This window comes from Mesorhizobium sp. P3_A10 (assembly GCF_056403175.1).
In genome coordinates, this window is record NZ_JBFUFZ010000001.1 from 346,694 (window position 1) to 371,640 (window position 24,947).

The window sequence follows — 24,947 nt, forward strand, 5'->3', positions numbered from 1 at the left end:
CGATTAAACTAAGCCATTCGCGCGGCTTAGAAGAGCGCCAGCCACTCTCGAAAGATGGTGCCAAGCGGGCCACGCCCAGGAGGCCTCAACCACCAGTGCCTCAATACTCGCGTTCGTAGAAGATGCCGCCCTTGGCTTCGCCGGCATCATTGGCCTCGCCGCGCAATTTGACGCCGCGCCCGACATTGAGATCGATCGTCGCCTTGCCCGAACCCGGCTTGTCGCCCTTCTGGATCGTCACATAGGTGCGGTCGTTCAGGTACTTGCCCGCCGAGACCGATGTGCCGCCCTTGTCGTCCGTGGTCACGTCGAGATCGTCGACGCCGATGGCGCTGCGCAGGTTTTCGAGCAGCGAGGTTGAGCCGCCAATGCCGGCCAATTGCCCCGCGGCTTCGGCCAGCTGGGCGATCTGCAGCGGTGACAGGTTCGACATCGAGCGGCCGAAGATCAGTTGCGCCAGCACCTCGTCCTCCGGCAGCGCCGGCACTGACGAGAAGGTGAATTTCGGATTGGTCGCCTCGCCCGACACCAGAATGGTGACGGTGGTGCTGGTCGTCGTCGTGGTGGCCGTCAGGTTGAGGTAAGGCACCAGCGAGCCCGAGAAACCGACCGTGCCTTCGGTAAAAGTCAGCCGCTTGCCAAGGATCGACAGCCGCCCGCGCTGCAAGGTGAAGGTGCCGACCGCTTGCGGCGACGATGCCGGGCCGGTCAGCTTGAGCGAGCCGCCAAGCTCGGCGTCGACGCCCCTGCCCTGGATGAAGATCTGGTTCGGTGCGTGGATGGTGACATCGAGGTTGAGGCCGCTGCCACCGCTGCTGCCCGCGGCCGCCGGCCGCAGCGCCTTGTCTTGCGCACGCACCGTGCCCGGCGCGTTCTTGTGCTTGACGTCGAGCGCCGCCAGTGAACCCGGCAGCTTTTCGGGAACGGTGATGACGGTCTTGGCCAGATTGATGGTGCCGGAAATCACCGGCGCCGAGGTCAGCGGTCCCTTGATGGTCAGGTCGCCGCCGAGATTGGCGGTGACCACCCTGCCGTCGGTGTAGCGGCCATCGACCAGCTTGATCGACAGGTCGGCCGGAAACCCTTGCGCCGGGTTGATGCCGACCGTGCCGCTGGCCGACAGGCTGCCGCGTGTCGACAGCGTGCCGGTCAGCCGGTTGATCCTGGCGACACCGCTGCCAATCGAGATATCAGCGGCGATGTCGTTGACGGCAAGACCGGAGCGCGCATCGACCAGGCGAGCGCCGGATGTGTTGATGGTGCCGCCGATCACCGGCGACGTCGCCGGGCCGCGCACCTGGACGTTGACGCTTGCCGTGCCGCTCAGCGACAGGCCCTGCGCGGCAAGCTTGGCGGCCAGGAAGGAAAACGGCACCTTGCCGTTGAAGTCGAGCACCAGCGCCGGCGTGCCCGCTGTCGTCACACTGCCGCCGCCCTTGAGGCCGAGCCCGGCGCCATCGCTGATATCAGCGTTGAAAGCGAGCTTCTTGCCGGCAAACGTTCCCGACGACGAGACGCTCATGCCGCCAAGGCCGGCGCCGCGGGTCTGCGACGTCTGCACCCCGGTGGCGTCGATGTTGAAGGCAACGGCTGGATTGGCCGCAGCACCCGTCACCTTCACCGTGCCAGAAATCGAACCGGCGGCCTGAAGGCCCGGCGAGAAACTGTTGGCTAGCGAAGCTGGCACCCGCGCCAGCGTCGCGTTGAGGTCGAGCGCCTGGCCGACCTTGCCCGTCACAGTCGCCGTGCCGCCGCCGAGGTTGAGGACGAGCTTGTCCAAAGTCGTCGTGCCGTTGGCGATGGTCACAGTCGAGGCCTGGGAAATCGCAGCCTTGATCCCTTGCACCGTGGCCTGGCCGGAGGCCAGCTCGATCGTCGTCGTGCCGTTGACAACCTTCACCCGTCCAGCTGCCTTGGCCGGAATGCCCTTGACGGTGGCGCCGCCGGAAAAGCCGGTCCAGTCGCCATCGCGCTTGAGATCGACATCGATGCCGCTGATGACGGTGCCGCCGGAGGTGACGCTGTCGGCACGAACTTTTCCGGAGATCACCGGCGCCGCCAGATAGTTGGCGATCAGCGCGTCGATCGATACGGTCTTGGCCGAGAGGTCGCCGCGCGCGATCGAGGCCGTCGTCGCCTTGATGGCGACGTTCGGGCCGTTGGCGGTCTTCGAGAAGGCAATCGTGCCGCGCACATCGCCTTCCGCCTTTTCCAGCGCCAGCGCTGCCAGCGGGCCGATATCGGGCAGGTCGAGCGCAACGGTGCCAACCGGCACGAATGCCTCGTCGAGCGCCAGGTCACCGGAAATCCTGTTCTTGCCCAGCGACAGCAGCAGCCCGTTGATGGCGCTCTTGCCGTCAGCCGTTGCGAGCACTGCGCTGCCTTGCAGGACCTGTCCCGCGACATTGCCGGTCAGTTGCACATTGGCCGCCGGATTGGCGGCATCGGCCTTGCCGGTGGCGGTCAACTTCAGCCCGGTGATCTCGCGCGCCGCCACCGAAAGCCGGTCGCCGGTCACCGTCAGCGACAGGTCGGGTGCCGTGCCGGCACCTTGCGCGTTCAGCGCGAAGGCAATCGCACCCTTGGCATCCTTCGACAGCAGCGAGATATCGCTGAGCGCCCCCCTGATGTCGGCGGCGACCTTGCCGTCGGCAAGGCTGGCCTGCCCGTCGGCGGTGAGCGCGCCCGAGGCCAGCGTGACCGGGTTCGCGGTGACATTGCCATGGGCATCGCGCTTCAGCACGGCGCTGAGTTGCGTCCGCTCGGCCAGCACACTGCGCGCCGCTGCCGGCAACGCCGCCGACAGGGCGTCAGCCCTAAGGTTGAGGTCGATGGCGCCGTCGGCCAGCGAAACGCGCCCATTGAAGGCGCTCTCTAGCGCTGCGCCCTGCACCGAACCACTGTCGATGGTGATGGCATCCGCCGCCAGGCTGCCGGCCACCTTGGCGGTGATCTTGCCGGCGATGAGCGGCGCGATGGTCGGGTTGTCCAGCCCGATCTTATCCACCGTCACCGTGCCGGAAATCGGCCCTGTGCGGCTCTTCACGTCGAAGGCATCTGAATGCAGCGCCAGCGTGATGCCCTCGGACTTGGTGAAATTGGTCGAGACTTTGGGCAGGACAGCGGAAATATCCAGCCTCGGCTGCGCAGCCTGCCCGGCGACCTTCACCGACAACGCCTGCAGTTCGAGCTTGATCGGGCTTTCGGCACTGCCAAGCGCCAGCGGCAGGCTCGGGCCGGTCGAGGCAAGGTCGAGGGCGAAATCGCTGGCGCCGTTCGCATTGATGGTACCGCTCGCCTTGCCGGAAATCTGGGCACCGGACAGCGTCGCATGGTCGAGCGCCACCCCGCTCGCCGTCGTGAAACTGCCTGCCGCGTCGACGACGAGCGGCCCGAGCCCCGCCTTGCGGGTCTGGCTGGTCTCGGCGCTACTGAGCTGCGCGTTGAAGCGGATGTCGGGATTTGCCGGAGAGCCCGAAATCTGCGCCGTTCCGCCGAGCGTGCCGGTGGCCTCGAGGCCGGGCGAGAAGTCATTGGCAAGCGCCGCCGGCAGTTGCGAGACGGTGGCGGCGAGGTCGAGCGCCTGGCCGGCGGTGCCGGACAGCGTCACCGATCCGCCGCCGACATCGAGCGCCAGTTTCTCGATGCTGGTCACGCCATTGGCGATGCTCAATGTCGATGGCTGAGCGATCGCTGCCTTGATGCCGCGAACCGTCGCCTCGCCGGAGGCAATCTCGACGCTGGTCGTGCCGTCGGCGATCTTCACCCGGCCGGCGGCCGTAGCCGGGATGCCGGCAATGGTGGCGCCGCCGGCAAAGCCGGTCCAGTCACCGTCGCGCTTCAGATCGACATTGATACCGCTGATCTCGGTGGTTCCCGAGGTGACGCTATCAGCCTTGATGGTGCCGGAGATAGCCGGAGCCTTGAGATAGTTTGCAACCAGCGCGTTGACGGCGATGGTCTTTGCCGCCAGCTCACCGCGCGAAATGGAGGTGCTGGTCGCATCGATCGCCACGGTTGGCGCACCCCCGTCGTTGGAGAACCGGATGGTGCCGTGCACGTCGCCCGCCGCCGTCTGCCCGGCAAGCGATGCCAGCGGACCGATGTCGGGAGCGTCGAGCGTCAGCGTGCCGAGCGGCAGCAAGCCGTCGTCGAGCGCGAGGTCGCCCGAAACCTTGTTGTCGCCCAGCGACACGCTGAGGTCGTTGACCGACCGCTTGCCGTTAGACGTGACCAGCGATGCCTTGATGTCGAGCAGCTGTTCGTTGGCGGAGCCGGTCAACGAGACATCGGCAGCGGGATTGGCGATATCGGCCTTGCCCGTCGCGGTCAGCTTGATGTCCTTGACCGTACGGCCCGACGCCGTGAGGCTTTCGCTGTTGGCGGAGACCGAGAAGTCCGGCGCCGTGCGCGGGCCGCTTGCTGTCAGCGCGAAATTGACGCCGCCGGCAACCGGCACGCCAACCATCGGCGACAGCACCGACACATCGCCGAGCGTGCCCTTGATGTCGGCCTGGATGTCGGTGCCTTGCGCGCTGGCGGTGCCGCTGGCGGTGAGCGATCCCGAGGTGAGCGAGATCGAATTGGCGGCGAAGGAACCTTGCGGATCGCGGGTCGCGGCGGCCGAGAACTTGACCCGTTCGCCGAGCAGCGAACTGATCTGCGGCGGCAGCGCCGTCGACACCGCATCGGCATTCATCTTGAGCTGCATCGACAGGTCGGCCAGCGCCACGCTGGCGGTCAGCGAGGCATTGAGCGCGTCGCTGCGCAGCGTACCCTCGTCGAGCGAGATTTCATCCTTGCTGACCGAACCCGCAAGATCGACCGACAGCTTGCCGGTGACCAGCGGCGCCAGCGTCGCCACGTCGGTTTTCAGGGCGGCCGCTACCAGCTTCACGCTGACCGGTCCGCTGCGGTTCTCGATGTCGAAGCCGTCCGAATGGATCTGCGCATCCAGATTGTTGAGCTGCGTGCCACCCGCCACCACCGAGACCAGCGAGACACCCGCATCGATCATCGGCGCCTTGCCGTCGCCGAAGGCACGCGCGGTCGCATTGTTGATCGCCACCACGATCGGCTGCGCCTTGCTGCCGACATTGATCACAATGGGCTGAGCCTTGGCTGCAAGTTCTACCGAAAGATCGCTGGCGCCCTTCGGATCGACCATGCCGGCGGCAGTGCCATGCACGGCGTCCGAGTCGATGTTGGCGCGCTCGATATCGACACCGCCGGCAGCCGTCGCGGTGCCGGCGAGGTCGAAGCTGGTCTTGCCGGCAAACAGCAGCTTCAAATTCTCGGGCAGGAAGCGATCGAATTCGCCATCGCCCTTGGCCTCGACATGGTTGCCCTTGTCGGTGAGCTGATGGCGGCCGGTGAGCTGGGTGACGATCTGGCCATCGACCATGAAAGTACCGACACCGCTCCAGTTGGCCAGCGGTCCCGTGCCGGAGACCACGATGTCGACCGGCGGCGCGTCAGGCAGGTTCAGCAGATTGGCGATGATGCCGCCGGCCGGCTCCGACGCTTTCAGGTCGAGATCGAGCTTGTTGTCGGCCGGGGCGAAATGCACCTTGGCGTCGACATTGCCCTGCTTGCCGTCGCGGCGGGTGACGTTGAGGTTGGTCTCGATCGCCAGCGGCGACGCATCGGCCTTGAGCGCGCCCTTGGCAGTCAGTTCGGCAACGCCGGTACCGGCGAGCGCTGGCCCGAGCGCGATTTCGGGAAGATCGATCTGCCTGATGTCGAGCGACACCGGCAAGCTGGTGGTGCCGCCCTGGGCGGCCGGTTGCGTGCCGGCCACGGGCAGCCGCGCCAGTTCGATACGCTCGGCGGCGATGCGGTCGGCATTGAAGTTTTTCGACAGCAGCGCCAAAGGCGACCAGTCGACCGCCACCTTGCGCGCCACCAGCCAGGCGCCCTGGCGATCCTCCAGCACGACATGGTCGACGGTCAGCGCGCCGGACCAGATGCCATCGATGCCGCTGACCGTGACCTTGCGATCGTCCGTGGAGGCCATGGTCGAGATGATGCCGGCAAGGTTGTCGCGGCCGCGCTCGGTCTTGGTCAGCACGATGAGCGCACCGACCGCCGCCGCCACCACGACGAGCAGCGTGTAGAGAACAATGCGAAGGATGCGCTTGAACATCTTCATGGCTCAGAACGCCTGGCCAATGCCGGCATAGATGCCGAAATGCGGATCGCCGGGATCGCGGTTGAGCGGCACCGCGGCGTCGATGCGCAGCGGCCCGAATGGCGTCAGATAGCGCAGGCCGACACCGGCGCCGACCTTGATGTCGGAAAAGTCGGGAAACACCTTTGTCGAGACGGTGCCAGCATCGACGAAGGGCACGATGCCGATCGTGTCGGTGATGGCGATGCGCATCTCGACCGAAGTCTCGAAGAAGGAAAGCCCGCCGATCGGCTGGCCTGTGAGATCCTTGGGACCGATGCCTTGATAGGCATAGCCGCGTACCGAGCCGCCGCCGCCCGAATAGAAGCGTCGGTCGGCCGGAACATTGCCGAGGCTGGTGCCGACGATCGAGCCGACGGCGACGCGCTCAGCCAGCACGAACTTCGAAGCCGTATCCAGCGACTGGTAGGCCGATCCCTCGCCCTTCAGCTTGACGAAGGCGGCACCGTTCAAAATGTCGTAGCTCGGCTCGGCATAGGCCAGCACTCTGAAGCCGCCGGTCGGGTTCAGCCGGTTGTCCCTGTTGTCATAGACATATTGCAGCGGGATGCTGGCGATCAGGTATTTGTGCTTGCCAAAAGCGTCGGTGATCCTCGAATAGTCGAGCGCGACCTCCGCCGAGACCGTTTGCTTCTTGGTCAGTTCGTAGGACAGGCCGGCGCCGCCTTTTAACGAGAAATGGTCATAGGCGTCCGGATGCTCGAGCACAGTCTTGATGCTGGCGAAGAACTTTGACGCCGGCCCGATCACGCCCGGCTTTTCGAACATGATGCCGGCATTGTAGTTGAGCTGGCTCAGATCATTGCTGCCAATGCCGCTGATCTTGCCGTCGATGCGCAGCTTTTCGGCCCGTCCAAATAGATTGCGGTGGCCCCAATAACCTTCGAGGCCCAAGCCCTCGGTGTTGGAGACGGTGCCGCCAATGCCGAAATAACGCGGCTTGCGCTCGCTGACCTGAACGCCGATCGGAATGTTGCCGTCGGCGTCGAGGCTGTCGGCTTCCTTCAATGTCACGCTGTTGAACACTTCCAGGGCCAGGAGCCGGTCGCGCGCATCGTCGATCTCTTCGGGCGAGTACTGGCGGCCGCGCTTCAGCCCGGTCATGTATTCGGTGAAATCGCGGTCGACTTTCTCGGTGCCCTCGACCGTGGTGTCGCCATAGCCGGCGACCGGCCCGGCGGCAACGGTCAGCGTCACGTCGAGCGTCGACGTCGCGTGGTCGGCGACGATCTGCCGGTCGGTGATCCTCGCCAGCGGCCGGCCTTCCTGCTTCAGCGCCCGCACGATCAGCGCCTCGGCCTTGAGCACCGCACCCGAGCCCGCGTCGCCACCGGCGATCAGGCCGAAATCGGCGCTCATGAGCCCGGCCGCGTCGCCCTCCAGCCTTATGTTGCCAAGCGTGAATTTCGGCCCGGCGGCAATGCTGACCACCACCGGGATTGGCTGAGGGCCTGAAAACTCGGCATCGGGCGGCAAGTCGTCGAGCAGCTTGCCTTGTATGGTGATGGTGACAACGCCCTCGTAGCGGGCGTCGGCATAAAGGGCGGCGACCAGCTGCTCTCGGTCGCTGCGCGCCTTGGCCAGCAGCCCGAGCGAACCGGAAACCGGACGCTCCTCGTCGGCTTTGAGAGCCGAGGCGTTTTCGATCTTCTTGACGAGGTCCTTGTCGGCATCGGGCGCCTCGATGGTCACGGCGTAGCGCAGCGGATCGACGATGTCGGCGTCTTCGTCGTTGGACGAGCCCCACAATTTGATGCCGAATAGCTCGAAAGCGGCCGCGTTTCCGCCTTCGGCAACCAACGCCGTCGAGCACGCCAAGGCCAGAATCAGGGCGCGCGAAAGCCGGCGCCGTCGCGCGGTACCCCTAGACATCTGCGTTTCACACGCCTGCATTACTGTTCTAACCTAGTCCCCAAAGCTAAAATTGGAATGAAGTTCTGAGGCGCTCGTAAAGGGGCCACAATCCAATTGTCTGAAATAGTCCGGGCTTGGAATTCACACCTTCTGCGTTTTCGCAAGAAAGCGTGATCCCTGTCCTATGGAGGTACTACCGGTCATCGGCCGGAAAGGAAACCGTTGGCAGGCGGCACCTGCCCCGTCCTCGTGTTGACAAGCCTGACTGAAGCTTGAACATGCCGGGACGTAAGCAGTGTCTGGAGGGTGTTATGGCAATGCGCGCGGCGGCTCGTGGTCTATCGATTCTGATTCTTCTGTTTTTCGCCTGGGGGACTGCCGCGCAAGCGGCCGAAGCACGGCGGGTGGTGACGACCGAAAACTCCGACTATTTCGGTTTCGATCTCAGATCCGACCAGAATGTCAGCCTCGACCAGTGCAAGACGACATGCCTCGGCGATCCCACCTGCCGCGCCTTCACCTACAACAACAAGGCCAAGTGGTGCTTCCTCAAATCCGACTATAATTCGCTGAAGCCTTTCAGCGGTGCGGTCGCCGGCAAGGTCGTCAACATCGATGGCGATCCCGATATCGGCGCGCCACCGGAATTGACCTTCTTCCCGGGCTGGATGGCCGACCAGGCCCAGCAGTACCGCAACAAGCTCACCGATCCGACCTACACCAAGCCAACCGAAGGGCTGACGGCGCTGCGTGCGGCGGCCGAACAGGCAGCCCTGACCGGCGACCATCGCTCCGCCATGCAGAAATACGAAGCCGCGGTTTCGGTACTGCCCGATGACGGCCAGCTCTGGCTCGGACTGGCGCGCGAAACGCTCGCCGTGCAGCCGACCGCCAACACCCCGGAAGCCTACAATTTGCCGGTAAACGCCACCTCTGCCGGCCTCAACGCCTACAAACTGCTGCGCACCGCCAAAACGCGCGCCGAAGTGCTGGCGCTGATCGGTGCCGGCCTCGATCGCCGCGACCTCTACCGGCCGGCCCTGCAGGCCTACGAAGCCAGTCTCGCTCTGGTCAGTTCGCCCGCCGTCCAGGCCGATTATGCCGATCTGAAGGCGCGCAAAGGTTTCCGCATCATCGACCATTCGGTCGACGCCGACACCAGCGCGCCGCGCATCTGCGCGCAGTTTTCCGAGGAACTGGTAAAGACCGGCGTCGACTATGCGCAATTCGTCACCGTCGACAACGCGCCGCCCAAGGGCGTCGAGGCCAAGGACAAGCAGATCTGCGTCGAAGGGCTCGAGCACGGCCAGCACTATGAAGTGACCTTCCGCGCTGGCCTGCCGGCGGCAATAGGCGAAGTCACCGCCGCACCGGTGGTGCTGTCGATCTATGTGCAGGACCGCGCGCCTTCGGCACGCTTCACAGGCGACAGCTTCGTGCTACCCGCCGGCGCGCGCCGCGGCATCCCGGTCGTCACCGTCAACATGAACGCCGCGCAGATGAAGCTTTACCGCATCGGCGACCGCTCGCTGGCGCAGCTTCTGTCCGGCTACCAGTTCCTGAAGCAGCTCGACGGCTACGACATTTCCAGCATCGCCGATCAGATGGGCTCGCCGGTCTGGGAAGGCCAACTCGACATCGTCAACGATCTGAACAAGGACGTCACCACGTCCTTCCCGGTCGACGAAGCCCTGCCGCAGCGCAAGCCCGGCGTCTATGTGCTGACCGCGCAGGCCGTCAACGACAACGGCGACGACTACAATTCGATCGCCACGCAATGGTTCGTCGTCTCCGACATCGGCCTGTCGACCTATACCGGCCAGGACGGGCTGAACGTCTTTGCCCGGTCGCTCGGAACCGCCAAGCCGATTGCCGGCGCTGAACTGACGCTGCTGGCCAGAAACAACGAAATCCTCGGCACCGCGACCTCCGACGCCGAAGGCCATGCTGTCTTCAACGCCGGCCTGACGCGCGGCGATGGCGGCATGGTGCCGGCCGTTCTGATGGCCAAGCAGGGCGACAACGACTTCGTCTTCCTCGACATGGGCCGCGCCGGCTTCGACCTGTCCGATCGCGGCGTCATCGGGCGCGCGGCGCCCGGCGCCCTCGACATCTATGCCTGGACCGAGCGCGGCATCTACCGCGCCGGCGAGGACGTCCATGTCGCGGCCCTTGCCCGCGACGGCGCCGCCAAGGCGGTCGAGAACCTGCCGCTGACCTTCATCTTCACGCGCCCCGACGGGGTCGAGAACCGCCGCATCGTCAGCGACGGCGCTTCGGCCGGCGGCCATGCCGTCGACCTGCCGCTCGAACCCAATGCCATGCGCGGCACCTGGACGGTGTCCATCTACACCGATCCCAAGCAGGCGGCGGTTGCCAGCCAGATGTTCCTGGTCGAGGATTTCGTGCCGGATCGCATCGAATTCGACATGACCTCCGACAAGCAGGAGATCGCGCAGGGCGAAACCGCCAACATCAGCATTGACGGCCGCTTCCTCTACGGCGCGCCGGCAGCGGGCCTTGCGCTCGAAGGCGAGTTGACGCTGTCGACCGCGCGCGACTGGGACCGTTTCAAGGATTATTCGTTCGGCCTCGCCGACGAGCAGTCGGCGGAGCCGACCGTCACCCCGTTCACCGATCTGCCGGTGGTCGGCGATGACGGCAAGGCGACCTTCCCTGTCTCCGTCGAGCAACTGCCGGCGACCACCAAGCTCGTCGATGCCAAGGTGACCGTGCGCATGCGCGAGACCGGCGGCCGCGCCATCGAGCGCTCGCTGAACATCGGCATCCGCCCGTCCGGCCACATGATCGGCATCCGTCCGGATTTCGAAGACAATGAAGTGCCGCAAGGCGGCACGGCAAAATTCAGCCTGATCGCCGTCGATCCCGACGGCAAGCGCGAGGCGCTGAAAGGCGCGCAGTGGTCGCTGGTCAAGGTCGAACGCAATTACCAGTGGTACCGCTCCAACAACTCCTGGAACTACGAACCGGTGACGTTCACCAAGTCGATCGCCAATGGCCAGATCGATCTCAGCGCCGATGCCGAGGCCACCGTCTCGGTGCCGGTCGACTGGGGCCAGTACCGGCTCGAGATCGAGACGGCCGATCCGGAAGGACCGGCGACCAGCTATGAATTCGACGCCGGCTGGTATGTCTCCTCGACCACCACGGAAACGCCTGACGGGCTCGAGATCGCTCTCGACAAGGACAGCTATGCCGCGGGCGAAGTGGCCAAGCTCAAGGTCTCACCGCATTTTGCCGGTGAGCTGCTGCTGACCATCGGTGCCGACAAGCTGTTGAAAACCGTCACCGCCAGCGTTCCCGCCGGCGGTAGCACCGTCGATATCCCGGTCGGTGACGACTGGGGTGGCGGCGCCTATATCACGGCAACCCTGTTCCGACCCGGCGATGCGCAGGAAACGCGCATGCCGGCCCGCGCCATCGGCGTGAAATGGCTGAAGGTCGATCCGGGCTCGAAGAAGCTCGCCGTCACCTTGACGCCGCCGGACCAGACCATGCCGCGCCAGCAGCTGTCGATCCCGGTCTCCGTGGCCGGCGTGCAGCCGGGCACCAACGCCTATGTCACGGTTGCTGCCGTCGATGTCGGCATCCTGAACCTCACCAACTACAAGGCGCCGGATCCGGAGGATTGGTTCTTCGGCCAGCGCATGCTCGGCCTTGAAATTCGCGACATCTATGGCCGCCTCATCGACGGTTCGCTGGGCGCCACCGGCAAATTGCGCACCGGCGGCGACGGTGCAGCCATGCAGGCACAAGGCAGTCCGCCGACCGAAAAGCTGGTCGCCTTCTTCTCCGGCATTGTGCAGCTCGACGCCGACGGCAAGGCGCGCATCGACTTCGACATTCCGCAGTTCAACGGCACCGTGCGCGTCATGGCCGTCGCCTGGACCAAGGAAGCCGTCGGCCATGGCCAGACCGATGTGATCGTCCGCGATCCCATAGTGATCACCGCCGGCCTGCCGCGTTTCCTGGCGCCGGGCGATGCCGCCGTCATGCGGCTCGACGTCGCCGACACCGATGGTCCGGCCGGCGACTATGCGCTGTCCATCGACACTACCGGCGACCTCTCGACCGGCGACAAGCCGCTGCCGGCAAAGCTGACGCTGGCGAAAGGCAAGCGACAGACGCTGACAGTGCCGTTAGTTGCCAAGACTGCGGGCAACGCCTCGATCACCATCAAACTCGCCCATGCCGACGGCACCACCGTCGAACAGACGCTCTATGTGCCGGTGCGCCCGCCGCAATTGCCGGTCACCACCCGCCTGGTGGTCGACCTCAAGGGCAATGGCGGCGCCTTGCGCGTCGACAAGGAACTGCTGGCGGCAAGCCTGCTCGACGGCGCGTCCGTCAGCGTCGGCGTTTCGCAGGCGGCTGCCTTCGACGTGCCGTCGCTGCTGATGACGCTCGACCGCTACCCCTATGGTTGCGCCGAGCAGACGACCAGCCGTGCCATGCCGCTTCTCTACGTCAACGAGATGGCCTCGAGCATCGGCATGGCCAGCGACCCCGACCTGCACGATCGCATCCAGACAGCCATCTACAAAGTGCTGAGCTATCAGGCCTCGGCCGGCAGCTTTGGCCTGTGGGGTCCGGGCTCCGGCGATCTGTGGCTCGACTCCTACGTCACCGACTTCCTGACCCGGGCGCGTGAGCAGAAATACGACGTGCCGGCGCTGGCGATGAGCCAGGCGCTGAGCAATCTGCAGAACTCGGTCGGCTACGACCAGGATGTCCAGGATCGCGGCAGCGAGATCGCCTACGCGCTCTACGTGCTGGCCCGCAACAAGAAGGCTTCGGTCGGCGATCTGCGCTACTATGCCGACACCCAGCTCGAAGCCTTTACCAGCCCGATGGCTGTCGGCCAGCTGGCGGCCAGCCTGGCGCTCTACGGCGATACGCAGCGCGCCGAAGCAACCTTCCAGACCGCCCTGCAACTGGCCAAGGCCGCCACCGAGTACGACTACTACCGGTCGGACTATGGTTCGCCACTGCGTGATGGCGCGGCGATACTGGCGCTTGCCGCTGAATCGAAGCCGGTGCCGAAGATCATGCCGGAGCTGATCAAGCTGGTGGCAAGACAACGCGCCGAGGCCCGCTGGACCACCACACAGGACGAATCCTGGATGCTGCTGGCGGCCCGCGCGCTGCGGTCGGGCAATGATTCGATCACGCTGACCGTCAATGGCGCAGCGCATGCCGGCGGCTATTCGAACCAGGTCACCGGCAGCGATCTGGTCGACAGCCCGCTGACCATCACCAACACCGGCACAACACCGCTGCAGGCGGTCGTCACCACGGTGGCGTCGCCGATCCAGTCTCTGCCGGCCGGCGGCGACGGCTTCACCATCGAGCGCACCTACTACAAGCTCGACGGCACCGAGGCCAATGTCACCGAGGTGACCCAGAACGAACGCTATGTGGTCGTGCTCAAGATCTACGAGCAGAACAGGTGGCCGTCGCGGCTTTTGATCACCGACCTGTTGCCGGCCGGCTTCGAGATCGACAATCCCGGGCTGGTCTCCAGCGCCCAGTTGACGAATTTCTCCTGGCTGGCGCAGACCGACGCTGCCCATCTCGAATTCCGCGACGACCGTTTTGTCGCGGCGTTCAATCCCAACGACGGCGATGGCGACCGCAACATCACGCTCGCCTATGTCGTGCGCGCGGTGACGCCTGGCGTCTATGCCCATCCGGCGGCGACGATCGAAGACATGTACCGGCCGCAATACTCGGCCCGCACCGCCACCGGCATGATGGAGGTCAAGGCGCCGTAAGGCGCCTTGACGAAGATGAACATGCCGATGGCTGTGACAACTTCCACCTCCCCGTCACTATACGGGGAGGTGAGGAATGGTCCGCGCAGCGGACGAAAAGCCAATTGCTTGGCTTTTCGAATGACGAACGCCCGAAGGGCCGTCGGCCCGGCAGGGCAATGAGGGGCGGCGCCATGCTTTCCAGGAAATTCCTTCGCCGCACCGCCATAACCGCAGCCACCTGCGCCGGAATTCTCGCAATTGCCACCGCCGGGCTCTGGCAACTCGACCGCGCATTCCCGCCGCCCCTGCCCGAAAAACTGACGGTCTCCACTGAAGTGCAGGACCGCGACGGCCAGCTGTTGCGGGCCTTCGCCACGCCGGACGGCTACTGGCGGCTTGAAACCCGGCTCGACCAGGTCGACAAGCAGTTCGTCGACATGCTGGTCACCTATGAGGACAAGCGCTTCTGGGACCATGAAGGCGTCGACGTGCTGGCGCTGGCCCGCGCCGCCGGGCAGTTCGTCACCAGCGGCCATATCGTCTCCGGTGGCTCGACACTGTCGATGCAGCTCGCCCGGTTGATCGAGCCGCGCGAAAGCCGCAGCCTCGGCTCCAAGATCAAGCAGATGCTGCGCGCCATCCAGATCGAGCGGCGGCTGTCCAAGCGCGAGATCCTCGAACGCTACCTGACGCTTGCGCCCTATGGCGGCAACCTCGAAGGCGTGCGCGCCGCCTCGCTCGCCTATTTCGGCAAGGAGCCGAAGCGGCTGACGGTTTCGGAGGCAGCCCTGCTTGTCGCGCTGCCGCAGCTGCCCGAGAAACGCCGTCCCGACCGCAACCTCGAAATCGCTCACGCCGCCCGCGATCGGGTGCTGACCCGCATGGTCTCGGCAGGCCTGCTCGGCGAACGCGAGGCGGCGCGTGCAGCACTCGACGATGTCTCGGGCCTGCGCCGCAAATTGCCGGCACTGGCGCCGCACGCCGCCTATGCCATGCTGCCCAAGGCTGTCGCCGGCAAGCCGCTGCAACTGACGATCCGCAAAAGCGTGCAGGAAGGGCTGGAACAGGTGGCCAAGGACGCCGCCAGCAAGCTCGGCCCTCGCCTCTCCGTCGCCATGGTGCTGGCCGATGCCCGCACCGGCGACATACTGGGCGAAGTCGGCTCGGCCGATTTCTTCGATGCCAGCCGCTCCGGCTGGATCGACATGACCAAAATCATCCGCTCGCCCGGCTCGACGCTGAAGCCGTTCATCTATGGCCTGGCCTTCGAGCAGGGACTGGTGGCGCAGGAAATGTTGATCGAGGACAGCCCGGTCGATTTCGGCGGCTACCGGCCGAAGAATTTCGACATGGGCTACCAGGGCGATGTCTCGATCCGGCAGGCGCTGCAACTGTCGCTCAACGTGCCGGCAATCCGCGTGCTCGACGCGGTCGGCCCGGCACGGCTGACGGCACGTTTCCGCCAGGCCGGCGTCAACCCCGTGCTGCCGATCAACGAGGCGCCGGGCCTGGCCATCGGCCTTGGCGGCGTCGGCGTGACGCTGCGCGATCTGGTCCAGCTCTATACCGGGCTTGCCAATGGCGGCAAGGCGCACACGCTGCATGACGGCACCGAGCCGGCCAACGCCGAACGCACAACCGCCACCATCCTCGACGATCAGGCCAATTGGCAGATCACCGACATCTTGTCGGGCGTCAAACCGCCGGAAGGTGCCGCCCAGCGCGGCATCGCCTACAAGACCGGGACGTCCTATGGCTATCGCGATGCCTGGTCGGTCGGCTTCGATGGCCGCTATGTGCTGGGTGTCTGGGTTGGCCGCGCCGATGCCGGCGCGGTGCCCGGCCTGTCCGGTTATGTCTCGGCCGCCCCCATCCTGTTCGAAGGCTTCGTCCGCTCGGGCCTCGCCGCCGTGCCGTTGCCCAGCCAGCCGGCCGGCGTCAACAGGCCGAAGCGCGAGGACCTGCCGGTGACATTGGCGCGCTTCGGCGCCGGCGCCGACGGGCTGGTGCAGGCGACGCCGACCGAGCCGGCGCCGACGATCATCTTTCCGCCCGACGGCGCCCGCGTCGATCTCGCCACCAATTCGGCCGACGCMTCGCCGCTGGTGCTGAAGCTGCAAGGCGGCCGCGCGCCGTTCCGCTGGCTGGCCAACGGCAAGCCGCTCACCGGCATTGACCGCCGCCGCACCGCCACCTGGCTGCCGGACGGCGCCGGCTACTCGACGCTGACCGTGATCGACGCGGTGGGACGCGCGGCCAGCGTGAAAGTGTTCGTCGAATAGAATGCGCCAAGCGATTCAGGGAATTGGCTTTCTGAACGGTCGGCGGACAGCGAGATACCGCTTCTGATGTCTGTCGCGAGGCACCCCCCTCTGGCCTGCCGGCCATCTCCCCCTCAAGGGGGGAGATGGGATTTCTCCACCGCTTTCGCCAATGGTCAATGGCAGCGCACCACGCCAAAGCTGCCAATCTCCCCCCTTGAGGGGGAGATGCCCGGCAGGGCAGAGGGGGGTGCGCCGCGCCATTCCTTGCGCGGTGTCGCCGCCATTCTCGCGATGCTGTTGGCAGCCCTCCCCGCCTTCGCCGCCACCCTGCCCGCCGGCTTTGTCCGCCTCGCCGATGTCGATGCCTCGATCCGCCAGGACATCCGCTATGCCGGCCTCGAAAACTTCCTGAATCGCAAGGCCAGCGGCTATGAAGCGCCGGTGTGCATCCTGACCAGGCAAGCCGCGGAAGCGCTGTCGGGTGTGCAGAAGGCAATCGCCGCCGAGGGGCTGACGCTGGTCGTCTTCGACTGCTACCGCCCCGCGCGTGCCGTTTCCGATATGGTCCAATGGACGAGAGAAGGCGGACCAGCCGACCCGCAATGGTATCCCTCCGTCAAGCGCAAGGACCTCATCGCCAAGGGCTATATCGGCGAACTGTCCACCCATTCGCGCGGCTCGACCGTCGATGTCGCCATCGCACGAACCGATGCCAAGAGCGCACCAAAACCAACCTGTGGTGCACCTGATGCCGACACGCTCGATTTCGGCACTGGTTTCGACTGTTTCGACCCGGCGAGCGAAACGGCGCACCGTCCGCTCACCAAGGAAGCGACGGCCAGCCGCAAGCGGCTTGTCGAAGCGATGCGCGCCGGTGGTTTCAAAAACTATGCGCGCGAATGGTGGCACTTCACGCTGGAAAACGAGCCGTTTCCAAAGCAGCGCTTCGATTTTCCCGTCACTTCCGAGTGAGTCTTCGGCCGCTGTGACGGCAAAGTTCGCCCCGATTCCCTGCGGCCATTGCCGAAGCGCGACCCGTTTCTAGTTAGATCGCTGATGAGCACGGAATCCTCGCGATGGCGGCGCGAGGAAAATATTTCCTCATGAGGCTGGGGATCGGCGAAAAATTGCTTCAACGGGGCAAAAAAGGCAACATTGAATGCATCTAATTTCTATCAATTCGCTAGAGTTCGGCCGTCATCAACGGAGGCGGAAATGACCAAACCTCATTTCAGGAAACTGCTCGGCGCACTGGTCGCCACATCTGTCCAGTTCGGCACGCTCGGTTTCGCGTTTGCCGATACCACCATTCTCAACGTGTCCTATGACCCGACACGCGAACTCTACAAGGCCTATGACGAGGCCTTCGTCGCCCACTGGAAGGCCGAGACCGGCGAGACGGTCACCATCCAGCAGTCGCATGGCGGATCGGGCGCCCAGGCCCGCGCCGTGATCGACGGCCTCGATGCCGATGTGGTGACGCTGGCTCTCGAAGGCGACATCAACGCCATCGTCAACAAGTCGAAGAAGATCAATCCGGACTGGCGCACCAAGTTCGAGAACAATTCGGCCCCCTACACCTCGACCATCATCTTCCTGGTTCGCAAGGGCAACCCGAAGGGCATTCACGACTGGAACGACCTGATCAAGGACGGCGTCCAGGTGATCACGCCGAATCCGAAGACCTCGGGCGGCGCGCGCTGGAACTATCTCGCTGCCTGGGCCTATGCCAACGCCAATGATGGCGGCGACGAAGCCAAGACCAAGGAATTCGTCGGCAATCTCTACGCCCATGCCCCCGTGCTCGACACCGGCGCACGCGGTTCGACCGTGACCTTCGCGCAAAAGGGCCTCGGCGACGTGCTGATCGGCTGGGAAAACGACGCCTATCTGGCGCTGAACGAATTCGGCGCCGACAATTTCGAGATCGTCTATCCCCCGACATCGATCCTGGCCGAGCCGCCGGTGGCGATTGTCGACGCCAATGTCGACGCCAAGGGCACGCGCAAGGTCGCCGAAGCCTATCTCGGCTGGCTCTATTCCAAGGAAGGGCAGACGATCATCGCCAAGAACCACTATCGTCCGGCCAAGCCCGAACTTGTGGCGCCGTCCGATCTCCCCAAGACACCTGATATCAAGCTGATCTCCATCGACGATCCGCTTTTCGGCGGCTGGAAGAAGGCACAGCCTTATCATTTCGGCGACGGTGGTATATTCGACCAGATCTATAAGCCGGCCCAGTGAGCTAAAATCTAGATCAGGACGATATGACCACAGCACCCGCGCAGGCGGGGTGGCGGTTCAGACAGCCGAGTGTCATTCCGGGTTTCGGACTGACGCTCGGCTTCTCGCTTGCCTACCTCACCCTCATCATCCTCATTCCCTTGTCCGGGCTGGTCTGGCGCTCGGCCGCCCTTGGCTGGCCTGAATTCTGGGCCATAGCCACCGACCGCCGCACCCTCAACGCGCTGGAGATCAGCTTCGGCACCGCCTTCCTCGCGGCTGGCGTCAATGTCGTCTTCGGCACGCTGGTCGCCTGGGTTCTGGTGCGCTACCGCTTTCCCGGCCGGCGCATTGTCGACGCCATGGTCGACCTGCCCTTCGCGCTGCCGACGGCAGTAGCCGGCATTGCGCTGACCACGCTCTATGCGCCGAATGGCTGGATCGGCCATCTTTTGATGCCGCTCGGCATCAAGGTCGCCTATACGCCGCTCGGTATCGTCATCGCACTGGTCTTCATCGGCCTGCCCTTCGTCGTGCGCACCGTGCAGCCGATCATGGAGGAGATCGACAAGGAGGTTGAGGAAGCCGCCGCCACGCTTGGCGCCAGCCGCTTCCAGATCATCACCCGTATCCTGTTTCCGGGCCTGGCGCCGGCCATAATCACCGGGTTTTCGCTGGCCTTCGCGCGCGGCGTCGGCGAATACGGCTCGGTCATCTTCATCGCCGGCAATCTGCCCTACAAATCCGAAATCGCGCCGCTTCTGATCGTCATCCGGCTGGAGGAGTACAACTACCCCGCCGCGACGGCGATCGCGGCGATCATGCTTTTGCTGTCGTTCGTGATGCTTCTTGTCGTCAATCTCGCCCAGTCATGGAGCCGCAAGCGCTATGGCTGATCCCGAAATCAAATCCTACGAGCCGCACCACGAGAGCCAGTCGGCGGCGGTCACCGAAAGCCGCCCGGCGCAAATCGTGCTGATGGCCATCGCCTTCACCTTCCTGGGTATCTTCCTGCTCTTGCCGCTGATCATCGTCTTCCACGAGGCGCTGGCCAAAGGCGTCGGTGCCTATACCGAAGCGCTGGGCGATGCCGACGCCCGCTCGGCGATCCGGCTGACGCTGCTGGTGGCGGCGATCTCGGTGCCACTCAACGTCGTCTTCGGCATTTCCGCCGCCTGGGCGATCGCCAAGTTCGAGTTCAAGGGCAAGGCCTTCCTGACCACGCTCATCGACCTGCCGTTCTCGGTATCGCCGGTCATTTCCGGACTGGTCTATGTGCTTTTGTTCGGCGCTCAAGGCCTGCTCGGCGGCTGGTTGAAGGCGCATGGCATCGCCATCCTGTTTGCCGTGCCTGGCATCGTTCTGGCCACCGTCTTCGTCACCTTCCCCTTCGTCGCGCGAGAATTGATCCCGCTGATGCAGGAACAGGGCAATGGCGACGAAGAGGCGGCACTTTCGCTCGGCGCCAATGGCTGGCAGACCTTCTGGTATGTGACGCTGCCCAACGTCAAATGGGGGCTGCTCTACGGCGTGCTGCTGTGCAATGCCCGCGCCATGGGCGAATTCGGCGCCGTCTCGGTGGTGTCGGGTCACATACGCGGCCTGACCAACACCATGCCGCTGCATGTCGAAATCCTCTATAACGAGTACAACGCCGTCGGCGCTTTCGCCGTGGCTTCATTGCTTGCGGGCCTGGCGCTCGTCACGCTGGTCTTGAAAACACTGCTCGAGATGCGCTACGGCGCCGAGATCGCCGCGACACGCGGGCATTAGAAGGTTCTGTAAATGGAAGTTCGCGTTGCCAACGTGCGCAAGGAGTTTGAGCGGTTTCCGGCCCTCCATGACGTGTCGCTTGACATCAAGTCTGGTGAGCTGATCGCGCTGCTGGGGCCGTCCGGTTCCGGCAAAACGACGCTGCTCAGGCTGATTGCCGGGCTGGAGCGGCCGACGCGAGGAAAAATCTTCTTCGGCGACGAGGACGCGTCGCAAAAGTCGATCCAGGAGCGCAATGTCGGCTTCGTCTTCCAGCACTATGCGCTGTTCAGGCACATGACGGTCGCCGACAATATCGGTTTCGGCCTGAAAGTCCGGCACGGGCCGACACGGCCGCCGGCGCAGGAAATCCGTCGCCGCGCCTCCGAGCTGCTCGACCTGGTCCAGCTTTCCGGCCTGGAAAAGCGCTATCCGGCGCAGCTTTCGGGCGGCCAGCGCCAGCGCGTGGCATTGGCCCGCGCCATGGCGATCGAGCCTCGGGTGCTGTTGCTGGACGAGCCGTTCGGCGCGCTCGACGCCCAGGTGCGCCGCGAACTGCGCCGCTGGCTGCGCGAGATCCACGACGCCACCGGCCACACCACCGTCTTCGTCACCCACGACCAGGAAGAAGCACTGGAGCTTGCTGACCGCGTCGTGGTGATGAGCCAGGGCCGCATCGAGCAGGTCGGCACTGCCGACGAAATCTACGATACGCCGAACTCCCCCTTCGTCTACGGCTTCATCGGCGAATCGAGCTCACTTCCCGTCAAGGTCGAGAATGGCGAGGTCTGGATCGCCGACCGGCCGATTGGGCTGTCCGCGCCGCATGCGTCTTCAGGCGACGCATTGCTGTTCTTCCGCCCGCACGATGTCGAATTGGTGGACGGCTGCAGCGGCTGCATTGCCGGCACCGTCGCCGCCAGCCGCCGCGTCGCCGGCACCAGGCGGGTGGAACTCGAAATCGGCGGGGAGCGCCAGCGGGTCGAGATCGAACTGCCCGTCGACCATCCGGCGGCACAGAAGAGCCGGGTGGCGTTTCGCCCCAAGCGCTGGAAGCTTTTTCCGGCTGCATAGAGCATCATCCGCCGGGACGACGCAGAAAAGACTCTGGTTGGAAGGAAATCCTACCAGATGACTGTTTCAGCAATGCTTTTTCTCGCGACGCCTTGATAAGTCCGCTGCGCATGTCTCGTCGCCAGCGACGCGGCGCGGTTATGCTCAGGCATCAGACGCATTGCATCCGGAGCCTGTTTCATGAAGCGTTTTTTCTTGGGCGTCGCCACCGTCGCCGGCCTGTTCCTCGCATCCTCCCAAGCCTGGTCGGCCGACAAATTGCTGAATGCCTCCTATGATGTCGGCCGCGAACTGTTTGCTCAGGTGAACAAGGCTTTCATCGCCGAACACCCTGGCGTCAGCATAGACCAGTCGCATGCCGGGACGTCGGCGCAGGCACGCGCCATCGCCGAAGGCCTTGGCGCCGATGTCGTCACCTTCAACCAGGTCACCGACATCGATTTTCTGGTCAAGAAAGGTCTCGTTTCCGCCGACTGGCAGAAGGATTTTCCCGACGACGCCTCGCCCTTCTACTCGCTGCCGTCCTTCCTGGTGCGCGCCGGCAATCCCAAGCACATCAAGGACTGGAACGATCTCGTGCGCGACGACGTGCAGGTGATCTTCCCCAATCCGAAAACCTCCGGCAATGCGCGCTACACCTATCTGGCGGCCACCGCCTACGCCAAGGAAGCCTTCAAGGGCGACGACACCAAGGTGAAGGAGTTCATCACCAAGCTGTTCAACAACGTGCCGATCTTCGACACCGGCGGCCGCGCCGCCACCACCACCTTCGTGCAGCGCGAGATTGGCGACGTGCTGATCACGTTCGAGTCGGAAACGCGTGGCATCCGCAAGGAGTATGGCGACGACAAGTTCGAGCAGGTCACGCCCTCGGTCAGCCTGCTCGCCGAATTCCCGGTGGCGATCGTCGACAAGGTCGCCGACGAGCACGGCACCCGCGATCTGGCCAAGTCCTATCTCGACTTCCTCTACACGCCGGAGGGCCAGGATATCGCCGCCGAAAATGGCCTGCGTGCCCGCAACGCTGAGGTCGCGGCCAAATACAAGGCCGACTTCCCCGATGTCCGCCTGCTGACGGTGCAGGATGTTTTTGGCGGCTGGGACAAGGTGCAGAAGGAGCATTTCGCCGCCGGCGGCCTGCTCGACCAGGCCTATGGCAGCCGCTAGAAATCACCACCATCCGACCTCAAGGAAAGCCGGCGACTAGCCGGTTTTCTTCGTTCTGGCGCTCCGAATTGCCAGCGCGACCGGGTTTCGAGGCCCTGTGGTGCAAAACGTTACGAAGAATCAACGCGTTCATGCCTAACGTGCGATCCGGCGGCTTGTTTTCGCGAACGCACGGCGAAAACGTCATCATTTGCACACAAACAGTCGCCAGATGCGAGTGGTTGGGGCTTCATGGGTTGATCAGGGCATGCTGACGAAAAAAGGCAAATACGGCCTCAAGGCCCTCGTGCATCTTTCCGGCCTGCCGGTCGGCCAACTGGCCTTCGTCAACGACATTGCGGTCGCCAACAACATCCCGAAGAAATTCCTCGACGCCATTCTGGGCGAGTTGCGCAATGCCGGTTTCGTCCAGAGCCGCAAGGGCAAGGAAGGCGGCTATCGCCTCGCCCGCCCGGCCTCCGAGATCAAGATCGGCCATGTCGTGCGTGTGCTCGACGGGCCGCTGGCGCCGATCCCTTGCGCCAGCCGCACCCAGTACCAGCGTTGCGAGGATTGCGACGAGGCGACCTGCCAGGTCCGCCACATGATGCTGGAAGTGCGCCAGGCGATCGCCGAGGTGCTGGACAATCGCAGCCTCGCCGCCATGCGCGACGCCGACAATGACGATTTCCCGGTCGAACTGACGTCGCAGATCTAGAGCATGATCCCGAAAAGTGGGAGCCGGTTTTCGCATAAGATCATGCTCCAATACGAATAGTCGCCTCAGACCAGACCGAGCTTGCCGGCAAGCACGACCCGCAGGATGTGGCGCGGCACTTTGAACTCGACGATGCGGCTGCGCGCGAAATCGCGGATCGGCTCGCCATCGGCGGTGGCGCCCGACAGCGCCTGTTCCACGCTCGAACCTTGAATACCTACCGCAATGCTCCATCGGCGCCGATTGCGCCCCTGTGGCAGACGCAGTAAAGCGATTTTCGGATGCGCGCAAAACAGGCTGGACACCGATCGGATGAGGCTGCCGTGGTTCGGACAATCCAGGAGAGCCGGCCGCAAACCGTCATCCGCCGTAGGCTACCACACTGAAATCATCGCCGATGTCCTGGTGCCGGAAAGCATCGAGTCTGTGCGGTTCTTCAGCCGCAAGATCGTCAAACCCGCAAAGCTGCGCCGCTTTTCAAACAGGGATTTCCGCGAGAGCCTGTTGTTTGCTTTCTATCTCGGCGTCGCCGCAACATTGCCGGTGAATTGGTGGGCCCCGATCTGCGGCTGGGTGTCCAGGCTTCGCCAGAAGCGCCATGTCAGCAAGGATTTCTCGCGCTACGCGCCGTCAACGCGCGCCGTGCTTGGCGACGGCATCGATGCGCAAGAACTGTTCAGCGCCATGCTCGCCGCACTTCACCGTCGACGCCTGCTTCTCGCCGCGCATCTGGTCGGCATCGGCTGGTCGCCTGCCATCCGCCTGGAGGGCCTGGAAGGCCTTCAGGAGGCGCTGAAGCGCGGCCGCGGCGCCATCATCTGGTGCGATCAGTTCACCGCCCAGACGATCATCGGCAAGCGCGCGCTGCATGAGGCCGGCGTCGAGGCCCATCAGGTAAGCGTCCGCTTCCACGGCATCTCCGAGACGACATTCGGCTTGCGTTTTCTCAATCCGCCCATGGTCTGGGTTGAGAACCGTTTCCTGAAAAGCCGCGTCGTGTTCGATCGCAGCGACGCCTATCAGGTGACCATGCGCATGCAGAAGATCCTTAGGGAGAACGGCGTTGTCCTGATGACCAACAACATCCATGCCGGTTCGACATTCGCGGAAGTGGCCCTTGGCGAAAACGGCTGGACCCACCTTGCCTCGGCGCCGGCAAATTTCGCCGCCAGAGGCGGGGCAGCGCTGTTTGCCATGTCCACCTTCGAGACGGTCCCTTTTCGCCAATACCGCGCCGTCATCAGTCCCGAGCTGCTGCCAACGGCATCGAGGCCGGCGCCGGGTGCCTCGGGCGGCAAGAACATCGAGCTTCAGGCGCACTACATCCTGCTCAAGCGCGACCGCCTGCTTGAGGCCCTCAGGCTTTATCCCGAGCAGATGATGGTATGGTCCGGCCAGGACCGGCTCAGCGAACGACCGGACAATGCCGGGCCTGACGAAGATGGCGACACATCGTCATGAAACCACGCTGCCAAGCAGGCTCACGGCCTCACTGACGGTCTTGGCCACCGGACGCGTCCCATCGAGGGTCAACGCCCGCTCGTCGGCGTCAGGCGCTTCAAGGATGGCGAACTGGCTGTCGACGAGGCTTGCCGGCATGAAATGCCCCTTGCGGCCACCGACGCGCCGCTTTGCAGTCGCCGGGTCGATCTCCAGATAGACGAAGACGATGCCCTGGCAAAAACCGCGCAGGCGCTCGCGATAGCTGCGTTTCAGCGCCGAGCAGGCGGCGACCACGCCCAGCCCGCTGCCGGTCGACGCCGCGATCTGTCGGCCGATGGCATCGAGCCAGCCTTGGCGCAACGCATCGGTCAGCGGCTCGCCGCTCGCCATGCGCGCGACATTCTCTGGCGGGTGCAGCCTGTCGCCTTCGACAAAAATGGCACCGAGCGCCGCGGCCAAAGCGTTGCCGACCACCGATTTGCCGCAGCCGGCGACGCCCATGACCA

14 protein-coding genes are annotated in these 24,947 nt (G+C 64.5%); 10 read left to right on the forward strand and 4 right to left on the reverse strand.

Annotated elements, in window-relative coordinates:
• Window positions 1-100 precede the first annotated feature (100 nt).
• Window positions 101-6,151, reverse strand: a complete 6,051-nt coding sequence (locus tag AC1DXU_RS01700; RefSeq protein ID WP_477363546.1) for a translocation/assembly module TamB domain-containing protein — start codon at window positions 6,149-6,151, stop codon at window positions 101-103.
• A 3-nt stretch (window positions 6,152-6,154) separates the two neighbouring features.
• Window positions 6,155-8,083, reverse strand: coding sequence for an autotransporter assembly complex protein TamA (locus tag AC1DXU_RS01705; RefSeq protein WP_477363549.1), 1,929 nt, complete (start codon window positions 8,081-8,083; stop codon window positions 6,155-6,157).
• A 272-nt stretch (window positions 8,084-8,355) separates the two neighbouring features.
• Here AC1DXU_RS01705 and AC1DXU_RS01710 point away from each other — a divergent pair, with 272 nt between their 5' ends.
• From AC1DXU_RS01710 to AC1DXU_RS01750, 9 genes are all read left to right on the forward strand, one after another.
• Window positions 8,356-13,839, forward strand: coding sequence for an alpha-2-macroglobulin family protein (locus AC1DXU_RS01710; RefSeq protein WP_477363552.1), 5,484 nt, complete (start codon window positions 8,356-8,358; stop codon window positions 13,837-13,839).
• A 173-nt stretch (window positions 13,840-14,012) separates the two neighbouring features.
• Entirely contained in the window at window positions 14,013-16,103 is a 2,091-nt protein-coding gene (gene pbpC / locus AC1DXU_RS01715) for a penicillin-binding protein 1C (protein WP_477363555.1), read from the forward strand.
• Between the two features lie 207 nt (window positions 16,104-16,310).
• Complete coding sequence (locus AC1DXU_RS01720) at window positions 16,311-17,057, forward strand: M15 family metallopeptidase (protein ID WP_477363558.1); 747 nt, start codon at window positions 16,311-16,313, stop codon at window positions 17,055-17,057.
• Window positions 17,058-17,300: 243 nt separating this feature from the next.
• Window positions 17,301-18,329 carry a sulfate ABC transporter substrate-binding protein gene (locus AC1DXU_RS01725; RefSeq protein ID WP_477363561.1) on the forward strand — a complete coding sequence of 343 codons (1,029 nt, stop codon included), beginning with the start codon at window positions 17,301-17,303 and terminating at the stop codon, window positions 18,327-18,329.
• A gap of 23 nt (window positions 18,330-18,352) precedes the next feature.
• The gene (cysT, locus tag AC1DXU_RS01730) at window positions 18,353-19,204 is read left to right on the forward strand and encodes a sulfate ABC transporter permease subunit CysT (RefSeq protein ID WP_477312219.1); all 852 of its coding nucleotides are present in this window, start codon (window positions 18,353-18,355) and stop codon (window positions 19,202-19,204) included.
• Window positions 19,197-20,081, forward strand: coding sequence for a sulfate ABC transporter permease subunit CysW (cysW, locus tag AC1DXU_RS01735; RefSeq protein ID WP_477363565.1), 885 nt, complete (start codon window positions 19,197-19,199; stop codon window positions 20,079-20,081). Before cysT ends, cysW begins: the two co-directional genes overlap by 8 nt.
• Before the next feature lie 12 nt (window positions 20,082-20,093).
• Window positions 20,094-21,134 carry a sulfate/molybdate ABC transporter ATP-binding protein gene (locus tag AC1DXU_RS01740; protein ID WP_477363568.1) on the forward strand — a complete coding sequence of 347 codons (1,041 nt, stop codon included), beginning with the start codon at window positions 20,094-20,096 and terminating at the stop codon, window positions 21,132-21,134.
• Window positions 21,135-21,314: 180 nt separating this feature from the next.
• Window positions 21,315-22,301 (forward strand): sulfate ABC transporter substrate-binding protein, encoded by a 987-nt coding sequence (locus AC1DXU_RS01745; protein ID WP_477363571.1) that lies wholly within the window; start codon window positions 21,315-21,317, stop codon window positions 22,299-22,301.
• A 247-nt stretch (window positions 22,302-22,548) separates the two neighbouring features.
• Entirely contained in the window at window positions 22,549-22,998 is a 450-nt protein-coding gene (locus AC1DXU_RS01750) for an RrF2 family transcriptional regulator (protein ID WP_006202816.1), read from the forward strand.
• Window positions 22,999-23,063: 65 nt separating this feature from the next.
• On the opposite strand, the gene AC1DXU_RS01755 is transcribed toward AC1DXU_RS01750, so the two are convergent.
• Window positions 23,064-23,198 carry a hypothetical protein gene (locus AC1DXU_RS01755; protein ID WP_477312223.1) on the reverse strand — a complete coding sequence of 45 codons (135 nt, stop codon included), beginning with the start codon at window positions 23,196-23,198 and terminating at the stop codon, window positions 23,064-23,066.
• A 112-nt stretch (window positions 23,199-23,310) separates the two neighbouring features.
• On the opposite strand from AC1DXU_RS01755, the gene AC1DXU_RS01760 reads away from it, so the two are divergent.
• A complete protein-coding gene (locus AC1DXU_RS01760; RefSeq protein ID WP_477363574.1) occupies window positions 23,311-24,459 on the forward strand; it encodes a lysophospholipid acyltransferase family protein in 1,149 nt (382 codons plus the stop codon).
• On the opposite strand, the gene AC1DXU_RS01765 is transcribed toward AC1DXU_RS01760, so the two are convergent.
• Window positions 24,454-24,942, reverse strand: coding sequence for a gluconokinase (locus AC1DXU_RS01765; RefSeq protein WP_477365925.1), 489 nt, complete (start codon window positions 24,940-24,942; stop codon window positions 24,454-24,456). The genes AC1DXU_RS01760 and AC1DXU_RS01765 overlap by 6 nt on opposite strands.
• Window positions 24,943-24,947: the final 5 nt, after the last annotated feature.